Raw genomic sequence first — 10,926 nt, 5'->3', positions numbered from 1 at the left:
TGCAACTTGTTGCATGTCCCCAACCCCGCACATCGAAGAGACTGCCGCCGTTCGCCTCTGGGTGACGCCCATTCCATCAACACGAGATACCTTCATGAATCCGAAGATCCGCCTGCTTGCACTGTCGCTGCTGGCCGCCGTCGCTGCTCCTGCCTTCGCCGAGAATCTGGAAATCACCGGTGAACTGCTCACCTCCACCTGTGCCGTGCGATCCACCGGCGGCACGATCACCGTGGCGATGGGTCAGGTCGACCTCGCATCGGTGAACGCTGCAACGCGTGCGAGCCAGAAGAATTTCAGCATCAGCCTGGATTGCACCGGTTCGGGTGCCTCGCAGGACGTGGGCGTACGCTTCGGCGGTACGCCGGATGGCAGCACCGGCAATCTGAAATTGACTGCGGCGTCCACCGCGCGCCAGGTCGGCGTCGCGCTGTATGACGCCGCCGGCGTCCAGCAGAAGATCGGTGAGGACCCCACCCAGTGGGTGACCATCGCCGCCAATGGCAGCGGCCAGCTTGACTACTCCGCGTGGTACGCGTCGCCGGGACAGGATGCTACGGCCGGCACCGCCAATGCATCCGGTGACTTCGTGGTGCTTTACCGCTGAGCCGCCCCGGGATGGCTGGCGTCACCGCTGGTCATCCCTTCCATCGAGAGGTGACATATGAAACCCCGTGCATCGACTGGGGCCTTCGCGCTGGCCGTCTTCCTGGCGTCCCTGCCCGCGTCGGCAGCGGTAACCCTGCAGGGCACCCGCATTGTCCATGACGCCCAGAAAGGCCGCGACGTCACGATCAAGGCCAGCAATACCGGCGGGCAACCGGCAATGACCCAGGTCTGGATCGACGATGGTGACAGCCAGGCGCGTCCAGAGAACGTGCGAACCCCCTTCCGGCTGACGCCAGCCGAGCCGCGCCTGCTGAATGCCCACCAGGGCCAGGCGTACCGCATTACGTATGCGCCGCGTCCGTCGGAACCGGCGCTGCCGACCGACCGCGAATCGGTGTTCTATTTCAACCTGCTGGATATCCCACCCAAACCGGCCGATGCCGCGGGCAAGAACCTGCTGCAGTTCGCGGTGCGCACGCGGGTGAAGCTGTTCCACCGGCCTGCGGGTCTGCCAGGAGCAGCGCGTGATGCCGCTGCAGCACTGGTATGGTCCAGTGCAGACAATGCGTTGCAGGTCACCAACCCCACTGCCTACCACGTGACGCTGAGCACGCTGACGCTGGCTGACGGCCGCAAGGTGGACGTGGACATGATCGCCCCGGGCCAGCAGGTGCGCTATGCGCTGCCGACGGGTGCATCGATGCCGAACCAGGTGACGTTCCAGTGGCTGGATGATTACGGCACCCCGCGCGACCAACAGGCCACTGTAGGCGCCCCGTAACACCCCGCATTGCGCGCCGTAGAGCCGGGCTCTGCCCGGCTGCGCTGGAACATCCGCAGAAAGCAATCGGGCAGAGCCCGGCGCTACGATGATGCACGAAGCAGCACGCGTAACGCGAAGGAGCCGGGCATTACCCGGCTCCTTTTTTTGTTACCAGCGCACGCGCATCCCCAGCTGGCCACCCACGTTGCGGTAGGCGTGGTCGCCACGCTGCACGCTCATGCCACCCCACGCCGACCAGCGCTGACCCAGCTTCAGCTCGGCACCGGCCTGCACTTCATAGCGGTTGCGTGGCATATCCGCGCCCAGGGTTTCGCCATTGAAGGCGAGTGCGTTGGTGCGCGGTCCACGCAGCCAGTTGGCCGCCATAGACGACATGGCCCTGGACGGCATCGTGTACCCCAACGAAGCGTGGAACGTGCGTGGCGTGCTGGGCCTGCCGTCGGCCAGCACCGCCGGGCAGATTCTGCCCACCGCGCGTGGCGCGGCCGGCCGCCTGTTCGCGTTCGGGTTCGATGCATGGAAGATCAGCGCCTACCTGGACAAGATGGCCAACGAAGGCGGCCTGCCAGGCGCCACCGGCACGCTGTTCCTGGACAGCAACGGCAACGTGCTGCGCGTGCCGGCCTGGTCGACCTTCAGCGGCGGCCGGCCGATGCCAATCGCCAGCGCCAACTAAGCCCCATGCCAACCGCGCGGGCACAGCGGGGCGCGGCGGTGGAAGCTGCCGCGCAGGCTTACCTGTGCAATGCCGGGCTGCAGCCGATCAGCGCCAACGAGCGCTATCGCGGCGGCAACCTGGCGTGCAATGCCGGTGGCCCGCGCGCGGTGAAGTACGGCACCAGCCGCGACAACGTGCTGGGCCTGGTGGCGGTGACCGGCACCGGCGAGGTGATCCGCTGCGGTGGCGCCTACACCAAGGATTCCACCGGCTACGACCTCACCCACCTGCTGGTGGGCAGTGAAGGCACGCTGGCGCTGATCGTGGAAGCCACCCTGAAGCTGACCCCGCTACCGGTCAGCCAGGCCGGACTGCGCGTGCTGTACCGCGATGCCGATGCAGCCGCCGCTGGCGTGTCGCGGCTGATGTCGCAGCCAGTCGTTCCCACACGCTTGGAATTCATGGACGCACGCAGCCTGGAGCTGTTGCGCCTCAATGGTGCCGACGTGCCGGAAGCGGGTGCGATGTTGCTGGTCGAGGCCGATGGCGACCACGACACCCTGCCCTACCTGTTGCAGGCATTGGCGACCGCCGCCGAGGGCGACGGCATGATCGAGCTGGATGTGGCGATGGAAGGCCGCGCGCGCGATCAGTTGTGGGCTGCACGCAAGGCCTTGTCACCCGCGCTGCACAGCGTCGCCCCGGGCAAGATCAACGAAGACGTGGTGGTACCGGTGTCGCGCATCCCCGATCTGGTGGCCGGCGTGCAGGCATTGGCGCGCGAGTACGCACTGACCATCGTCACCTTCGGCCATGCCGGCAACGGCAACCTGCACGTCAACATCCTCTACCACCCGGACGATGCCGACGAGAACGCGCGCGCGCATGCCGCACTGCCGAAGATCTTCGAGCTGACGCTGTCGCTGGGCGGAACGCTCTCCGGCGAGCATGGCATTGGATTGGCCAAGCGCGATTTCATGGCGCAGGCGTTCACACCGGCTACGTTGGCGACGATGCGCGCGATCAAGGCCGCGTTGGATCCGGATGGGATTCTCAACCCGGGCAAGGTGCTTCCGCCTGGCTGATATTTCACTCAGGTCCTGCACTAGCGCTGCTCCCCGGGCTGGGTCGGCCATAGTGCTATTGCAAGTAGTTGCAGTGACTTTGGCTGACGGTCGTGGTCTGCTGGGGAACTACCAGAACCGAAGTTTCACCAGGGAATTCAGGGATCGGGTTCCGTCAATGGTTCGGGACCTGAAGTCCTGACCAGACCCTTATCGGAAACTGTACCGTTACACACTGTCGCGAAGGATCAGGCCGTCAACGACCTGCTCGCTGGAGATCAAACAACATGTTGCGACTGGACGATATAGAGCTTCACTTCAACGGCCGCCCACTTTTCAGCGGCGTGGACCTGCGCCTGCCTGCCGGCGCACGCGTCGCCCTGATCGGCAACAACGGCACCGGCAAGAGCAGCCTGCTGCGCATGCTGGCTGGACAGGTCATGCCCAGCGCAGGTGAGATCCGCTGGCGCGATGGCGCATCGGTTGCCTTTGTGCCGCAGCACGTGCTGGACGGATCGGCGCGCAGCGGCGGCGAACAGATGCGCCATGCACTGGCACGTGCGCTGGATTCAGCACCGGACGTGCTGCTGCTGGACGAGCCCAGCAACCATCTGGACCGCAGTGCGCGGCGCTCGCTGCTGGCCCGGCTACGCCAGTACCACGGCACCCTGTTGATCGCCTCACATGACACCGCGTTGATCGATGCGCTGTGCGACACGCTCTGGCATATCCACAACCAGCACATCGAGGTCTTCCAGGGCCGTTACCACGACCATCAGGTGGAACTGCAGCGCCGGCGCGACGCGCTGGATCGCACCGCGCGCGATCTCGACCGCGCACAGTCGCAGGCGCATGACGCACTGATGCGCGAACAGGAGCGCGCCGCCTCCTCACGCAAGCGTGGCGCAGTGAAGGTGGAGCAGCGCGAATGGGGCACGGTGCGTTCGGCCACCAAGCTGGAACGCGGCAACACCACCGCCGGACAGAAACGCCAGCAGATCCGTGAGGTACAGGAGGACATTGCCGAGCGCCGCCGGCAGCTGCAGCGCGACGAGGTCATCGAGCCGCGCTTCCAGCTTCCTGCGGGCTGGCGCCGGGAAGGCGTGGTGGTGCAGATCACCGATGGCGCATGCGGCTACGATGCTCCCATGATCGTGCAGCAGCTGCAGGTTCGCCTGGAGGTGGGCGACTGCCTGCTGGTGACCGGCGACAACGGCAGCGGCAAATCCACCTTCGCCCGCGCATTGCAGGGTGCCACCGATGTCAAGCGTGAGGGCGACTGGCTGCTGCCGGTGGCGGAGCAGGTCGCGCTGATCGACCAGCACTATGACGCGCTGCCGGCCGCACTGACGCCGGTGCAGGCAATGGCCGCGTGCCAGCCCCAATGGACCCCCTCCGAATGCCGCCTGCATCTGGCCGACTTCCTGTTCCGTGGCGAGGCTCCGGCGCAGACGACCATCGGCCAGCTGTCAGGGGGCGAACGCGCACGCCTTGCGATGGCCCTGATGGCGGCCCACCCGCCCACCCTGCTGATACTGGACGAACCCACCAACAACCTGGACATGAGCCTTCGTGCCCATCTGCTGCAGGTCCTGCACGCCTACCCGGGCACCCTGGTGGTGATTTCCCACGATGAGGGCTTCATCCAGTCACTGCAGCCTACCCAGCGGTTGAACCTGCCCACCAGCGACGGCGCCGTCGTGCGCTGAACCCTCAAGCAACGCAGGAGGCCGATCACGACGCTTTGCAACAAATTGCATGGCCCCCCGCTCCTTGAGCCGGAACAATTTGAGTCGAAATGGACATGCCCGGGCGTCTTTGGCATAGCATCGCCGACAGGCCAAGCTCCCCGGAAGAGAGGGGCGACGGCCCATGACGCGGCTGTCCATACCAGACACATTCGTCCGATCAGGAGTGATCCATGCGCCGTCATTCTGCACGTCCCCAGTGCCTCCTCATGCGCCCCCTCACCCAGTGCCTGCTGTTGGCCCTGGCGGCTCTTCCCGCAACATCCGTGCTGGCCCGTGACCTTGACGGCCAATTGGCCACCGTGCGTGAAGGCAGCACCGTCGAAGCCTGGAATCTCATCAACGGCTCACGCCTGAGTGTGGACGGCGGTCGTACGGAGACAATCACCAGCACGGACTCCCAGGTAACGCTGAACAACGGCCATGTACAAGCGCTCGTCGATGGCAGGGGTGCCAGCATCGTGCTGCGGGGCAGTTCAACGCTGGATATGACCAACAGCACGCTGCATGACGGCAATGTGGTGGTCAGCGATCATTCCAGCGCGCGCATCACGGGAAGCACCCTGCGCTCGGTGGGGGCCAACGCCAGGTTCAGCGTCGGCATCTATCTCGACAAGTCCCCCAGCCAACCCGATGCCAACAGCACCGTCATCGTCGACTCTTCGTTCGTACGCGCCGAAGCATCACCGGGTGCGGCCATGCTCAGTAATGGTCATGCGGTGCGCCTGCAGCAGGGCACCGCCATCCTGCAGAATGGCACCCGGGTGGAAGGCGCGAATTCGGGCGTACTACTGTTGGGTGGCACCATCCCGTCCGTACTCGGGCAGCCCATCACCCTGCGCGTGGACAACGCACAGGTCGCCTCGGACAGTGGGGCCGCCATCTGGGTAGCACCGCGCAGGTCGGTGCGCTACGACATCACCGTCGCCAACGGCTCCCAGCTCTCCGGCGGCGATGGCCATCTGTTGCTGGTGCGCCCCGATGGCAGTGCAACGGGCGAAGCCGAGGTCCACTTCACGGTGGATGACGCACGCCTTGCCGGCGATATCACCTTCGACACCGGCCGCGTTACCGGCAGCCTGGACGTAGTGCTTCGCAACAAGGCGCAGATAGACGGCCGTTTCACCAACGTCACCACCGCCAGCATCGACAGCGACAGCACCTGGCTGATGACCGGCGACAGCACTGTCGGCCACCTCACCCTGGGCGCGGGCGGTACCGTGGCGCTGGGCAATGGCAGCAGCTTCAACACCCTCAGCCTGGATGCGTTCACCGGCAACGGCGGCACGCTGCTGTTCAACACCCAGCTGGGCGACGACACCTCGCTGACGGACACGCTGGTGATTGCCGGTGATGCCAACGGCCAGGCCAGCGTGCGCGTGCTCAATGCCGGCGGTGCCGGTGCCAAGACCGATCGCGGCATCGAGCTGATCGATATCGGGGGCGCGTCCAACGCGCAGTTCGATCTGGTCGGCCGCGCCGTGGGTGGGCAGTACGAATACTTCCTGGTGAAGGACGCCAACGGTAACTGGTACCTGCGTTCGGAGCTGGCAACCACGCCGGACCCGTGCCTGGCTGACCCGTCGCTGCCGCAGTGCAAGCCGATCATTGATCCGGTTGACCCCATCGACCCGATCACCCCCATCCCGATCCTGCGCCCGGAGACCGGCGCCTATCTGGCCAACCAGTTCGCACTGGACCAGATGCTGCGCCACAGCTACCGCGACCGCCAGCGCGGCGCCGCTGTGACGGATGGCATCCGTGGCTGGGCCCGCGTGGATGCCACCCAGAGCAAGCTGGGAGCGGTGGATGACCAGCTCGACCTGCGCGTGGACCGCTCGCGCCTGCAGCTGGGTGCGGACATCGGCGTGTTCGATGACGGCCGTGGCCGCGTCGGCGTGATGGGCACCGCGGCACGCAGCAGTGCTACTTCGCGTTCGGACGTGACCGGGTTCAGTGCACGCGGCAAGGTGGAAGGTGGTGCGCTGGGCGTGTACAGCAACTGGGCCAACGACGCCATGTATATGGATGCCAGTGTGCAGCGCGGCCAGGTCCGCAACCGCGTGCAGGGCGATGGCCTGGCCGAAGAACGCTACGACTCGGATATCTGGCAGTCGTCCCTCGAGGCGGGTTACCGCTTCGGCATCGGCCAGATCGGCAGCACCGCGCTGAGTCTGCAGCCGGAACTGCAGCTGGTCTATACCGATGCGAAGACGGATGTGCATACCGAAACCAACGGCACCGTGGTGCGGGCAGCGGGCAACAACGGCCTGTCCGGTCGTGCCGGCCTGCGCCTGCAGGGTGAATCGCGCTCGGCAGCAGGTGCCTCGGTCAGCCCGTACCTGGCGGCCAACTGGTACCGAGATGGTGCCGGTAATGGCATCGCCTTCGATGATGAAGTGTTGAAGGCCGGCATTCCGCGCAACCGCTATGAACTGAGCGCGGGTGCGCGTGTGGAATTCCGTTCCGGTTTCAGCGCGTGGGGTGGGTTCGGCGTGATGCGCGGTGACAGCGGGTATCGCGAAGCCACTGGCAACCTGAGCGTGGCTTACAGCTGGTAAGAAGGAACTGAAACGGCGCCGGAGCATTCCGGCGCCGTTGCTCATTGCACGATGAGCTTGCTGTAGAGCCATCGGGCATGGTCCGGCGCTACCGCTTCCATGTGCGGCGCGGAATGACGCGATCAAACCATTCTGCATCTGCGCTTCGCTGTGCACGCACATTGCAATGATTTCGAATTTGAAACTTGTCTGATTGGTGCAGCGGCACTTCCGTGCACATCATGGATCGCCACCGACAACGGATGGCACGGGCTTGCAATCCCGTTAGGTTGATGTGTTGTTTACGCTTGCCTGTCGGCGTCGCCCATCCCTCGGGTGGCGTCGGCAGGCAATCCGTCCGCGCGTTTATGGCGGGCGGTGCGTGGGGGCCTCGTGCCCGCCGGCGCTTCTACATCAACCTCCGGTATTGCAACCACGCACCGCCTGCCACCCTCGCACCCGCGCGACAGTGGCCCCTTGCTACATGCACAAGGATGCCGCCATGACTTCTTCGCTCTATCCCTATCTGTTCGCCACACTGGGCGACGCCGTCGAACGCCTGCCGGATGACCTGGCCAAAGCACTGGAAACCACGCTGGGCAGCACGATGGGCGCCCACGCCGACGAGGGCATTACCCTGCTCGGCTGCCTGCAGCGCATTCGCCACGTGGAGGCCGCCGACGGGCGACCTTGGCCCTGGAAAACCCGCAATCAGGGCCACGGCATCGCGATGGCCCGCCTCGACCGTGCCAATGCCGGGCTGACACTGCTGCTGGAACTACTGCATGCCATCGAGCGTGTACGCGTGGACGGCGATGAGGGGCAGCAGGTGGGCGATGACGTGCGCGAGGGATTGATACTGGCCTGCCGTGGGCTGGCCGAATATGTCAGTTTGCAAGTGCACGCAGCTTGAGCGAAAGCTGCACCGCTTCTGGTAGATGCCAACCTTGGTTGGCATGGCCGCAAGACCATATGGAGAACGAGACGGCATGCCAGCCAAGGTTGGCACCTACCACAGCACCGTGATAGCGTCAGGTTGGGGTCAGAGCCCTTTGCGTTGCAAAGGGATCCGACCCCGCCGTGCTTCAGGCGAAGTGCTCGTACCCGCTGGGGCCGTCGTGGCCTTCGGTATGCACGCCCTGCCCTTCCATGATGCGGCCGATGCGGGTGATCGGCAGGTCCAGCGACTCGGCAACGAAGTGCAGCGCGTCGCGCTGATCGGCGGCGGCGGTGAAGCACAGCTCGTAATCGTCGCCGCCGTGCAGCGCGCACTCACGTGCAGCATCGCGGCCCAGCAGTTCGCGCAGCGCCGCTGACATCGGCAACGCATCGGCATCGACTTCGGCGCGCACGCCGCTGCGTGCCGCGATGTGGCCCAGGTCGGCCAGCAACCCATCGGAGATATCCACGGCGGCATGCGCGAACGCACGCAGGCGCAGGCCGAGGGTGACGCGCGGAGTGGGACGCAGCAGACGCAGGCGCAGGGTTTCGTAGTCGGCCAGCAGCGTGGCGGCGGTGACGTTCAGTGCGCCCTGCTGCCACAGACGCAGCGCACCGGCAGCATCGCCCAAGGTGCCGCTCACCCAGATGTCATCGCCCACCTGTGCGCGATCGCGGCGCAGTGCCTGGCCGCGTGATACCTGCCCCATCGCGGTGACCGACAGCGACAGCGGGCCACGCGTGGTGTCACCACCGATGAGGGCGATGTCGTGCTGGTCGGCCAGTGCGAAGAAACCATCGGCGAACGCGTCGATCCAGTCTTCGCTGGCCTCAGGCAGCGACATCGCCAGCGTGCACCACGCCGGGCGCGCGCCCATCGCGGCGAGGTCGGACAGGTTGACGGCCAGCGTCTTCCAGCCGATGTCGAACACCGGGGTCTCGGCCGGGAAATGCACGCCGCTGTTGAGGGTGTCGGCGGTGACCACCAGTTGCTCGTTCGGGCGCGGCTGCAGCAGTGCAGCGTCATCGCCAATGCCAAGCACGATGTCGTCGCGCTCGACGGTGCGGGCGCGGATGCGGTCGATGAGGGTGAATTCGGCCAGGGACATGGGGTGCTCCGGCGGGTTGCATGGATGGGCGGCGGGCGCGGATGCGGGCGGATGATGCCGGTTGGGTGGAACCGGCTGGGTAGAGTCGACTGCTAGTCGACTGCTCTCCCGTCCGACATCAAGACCGCTGTTCGAAAGGCGGTCGACTAACAGTCGACCCCACCAAAGCAGGATCCCAACCGTGCCAACCAAGGTTGGCATCTACCCGGAAGCGTCCAGACCCGCCCAAGGCGGGCACAGGTGGGTCAGTGACCCGATTCGACCTTGCGCCATTCCACGGCGGCACGATCCAGCACGCCGTTGACGTAGGTGTGGCCGTGTTCGGAACCGAAGCGCTTGGCCGATTCGATGGCTTCGTTGATCACTACGCGGTACGGCACATCCAGACGGTAGCGCAGCTCGTAGGCGGCCAGGCGCAGCACCGCGCGTTCGATCGCGTCCACTTCTTCGATGCCACGGTCCAGGTACGGGCCGAGGGCTTCGTCGATGTCGCGACGGTTATCCAGCACGCCATGCATCAGCGCTTCGAAGTACGCCAGGTCGGCGATTTCGCGGGCCTGCTCGTGGGCGAACTGGGCGATCAGCGACTGGCCGTTGCCACCGGAGATCTGCCAGGCATAGATGGCCTGCACGGCACGACGGCGCGCGCGCGAGCGCAGCACCGGATCGATGCCATCGCGGCGGACGGGTTTACCGGAGGGCTTGCCCTGGGTGTTCTTGTTCATGGCAGCTGCTCCAGAAGGTTGACCATTTCCAATGCGGCGAGTGCGACTTCCTCGCCCTTGTTGCCGTGGCTGCCGCCTGCGCGGGCCTCGGCATCTTCCACGCGTTCCACTGCCAGCACGCCGTTCAGCACCGGCACGCCGAAGTCCAGCTGCACGCGCATCAGGCCTTCGGCACAGCGGTCGGCCACGTGTTCGTAGTGGCGGGTGTCGCCACGGATCACGCAGCCCAGGGTGAGGATGGCGGCGTGCTCATGGGCGGCGGCCAGGCGCGCGGCGACCAGCGGCAGCTCCCAGGCACCCGGCACGCGGATCACGTCGATGTTGGCTTCGGCAATGCCGTTGCTGGCCAGGCTCTGGCGGGCGCCAGCAACCAGCACATCGGTGATGCGGGCGTTCCAGCGGCTGGCCAGGATGGCGAAGCGCGCCGATTCGGGAGTGCGAAGATCGCCTTCGTAGTGGCTCATATGCGGCTTGGGATTCGATTAAGGGGTAATTCTACCGTGGATGGGCCCCGGCCGTGGTTGGCGGGGGCCTGGGGGCGTGCCGACCAACGGTCGGCACCCACCGGTAGTGCCGGCCGCTGGCCGGCAACTGCAGTGCGCTGTGGTTGATTGGTAGTGCCGGCCGCTGGCCGGCAACTGCAGTGCCCTGAGGTTGCAGGGTGGTGCCGGCCGCTGGCCGGCAACTGCGGTGCCCTGTGGTTGCTGGGTAGTGCCGGCCGCTGGCCGGCAACTGCGGTGCCCTGTGGTT

At 65.9% G+C, this 10,926-nt stretch carries 8 protein-coding genes and 2 pseudogenes; 6 read left to right on the top strand and 4 right to left on the bottom strand.

The genetic code is table 11. The features are described 5' to 3' along the window. Positions 1-94: 94 nt before the first annotated feature. Both AC1DKR_RS14640 and AC1DKR_RS14635 read left to right on the top strand, forming a co-directional pair. The gene (locus AC1DKR_RS14640; protein WP_312786260.1) at positions 95-607 is read left to right on the top strand and encodes a fimbrial protein; all 513 of its coding nucleotides are present in this window, start codon (positions 95-97) and stop codon (positions 605-607) included. Between the two features lie 57 nt (positions 608-664). Beyond that, positions 665-1,390, top strand: coding sequence for a fimbrial biogenesis chaperone (locus AC1DKR_RS14635; protein WP_253079127.1), 726 nt, complete (start codon positions 665-667; stop codon positions 1,388-1,390). Positions 1,391-1,540: 150 nt separating this feature from the next. On the opposite strand, the pseudogene AC1DKR_RS14630 reads toward AC1DKR_RS14635, so the two are convergent. Then, a pseudogene (locus AC1DKR_RS14630) lies at positions 1,541-1,759 on the bottom strand (autotransporter outer membrane beta-barrel domain-containing protein); the annotation flags it as partial. Between the two features lie 159 nt (positions 1,760-1,918). On the opposite strand from AC1DKR_RS14630, the pseudogene AC1DKR_RS14625 reads away from it, so the two are divergent. The 4 genes and pseudogenes from AC1DKR_RS14625 to AC1DKR_RS14610 form a co-directional block, all read left to right on the top strand. Further along, positions 1,919-3,136 (top strand): annotated as a pseudogene (locus AC1DKR_RS14625) (FAD-binding oxidoreductase); the annotation flags it as partial. A 266-nt stretch (positions 3,137-3,402) separates the two neighbouring features. Further along, positions 3,403-4,824 carry an ATP-binding cassette domain-containing protein gene (locus AC1DKR_RS14620; protein ID WP_478033327.1) on the top strand — a complete coding sequence of 474 codons (1,422 nt, stop codon included), beginning with the start codon at positions 3,403-3,405 and terminating at the stop codon, positions 4,822-4,824. A gap of 248 nt (positions 4,825-5,072) precedes the next feature. After that, on the top strand, positions 5,073-7,424 hold the full coding sequence (locus AC1DKR_RS14615; protein WP_478033326.1) for an autotransporter family protein: 2,352 nt from the start codon (positions 5,073-5,075) through the stop codon (positions 7,422-7,424). Positions 7,425-7,905: 481 nt separating this feature from the next. Beyond that, the gene (locus AC1DKR_RS14610) at positions 7,906-8,316 is read left to right on the top strand and encodes a hypothetical protein (RefSeq protein ID WP_230110873.1); all 411 of its coding nucleotides are present in this window, start codon (positions 7,906-7,908) and stop codon (positions 8,314-8,316) included. Positions 8,317-8,488: 172 nt separating this feature from the next. Here the strand turns inward: AC1DKR_RS14610 and thiL are convergent, their stop codons facing one another. The 3 genes from thiL to ribH all read right to left on the bottom strand — a co-directional run bounded on the left by thiL (position 8,489) and on the right by ribH (position 10,640). Next, a complete protein-coding gene (thiL, locus tag AC1DKR_RS14605; protein ID WP_394198888.1) occupies positions 8,489-9,451 on the bottom strand; it encodes a thiamine-phosphate kinase in 963 nt (320 codons plus the stop codon). Positions 9,452-9,696: 245 nt separating this feature from the next. Further along, the gene (gene nusB / locus AC1DKR_RS14600) at positions 9,697-10,176 is read right to left on the bottom strand and encodes a transcription antitermination factor NusB (protein WP_478033325.1); all 480 of its coding nucleotides are present in this window, start codon (positions 10,174-10,176) and stop codon (positions 9,697-9,699) included. Next, entirely contained in the window at positions 10,173-10,640 is a 468-nt protein-coding gene (gene ribH, locus AC1DKR_RS14595; RefSeq protein WP_363729785.1) for a 6,7-dimethyl-8-ribityllumazine synthase, read from the bottom strand. Before ribH ends, nusB begins: the two co-directional genes overlap by 4 nt. Positions 10,641-10,926 lie beyond the last annotated feature (286 nt).

It is taken from the genome of Stenotrophomonas sp. 01N47 (assembly GCF_056399165.1).
This window is presented reverse-complemented; position numbering and strand designations above follow the sequence as displayed.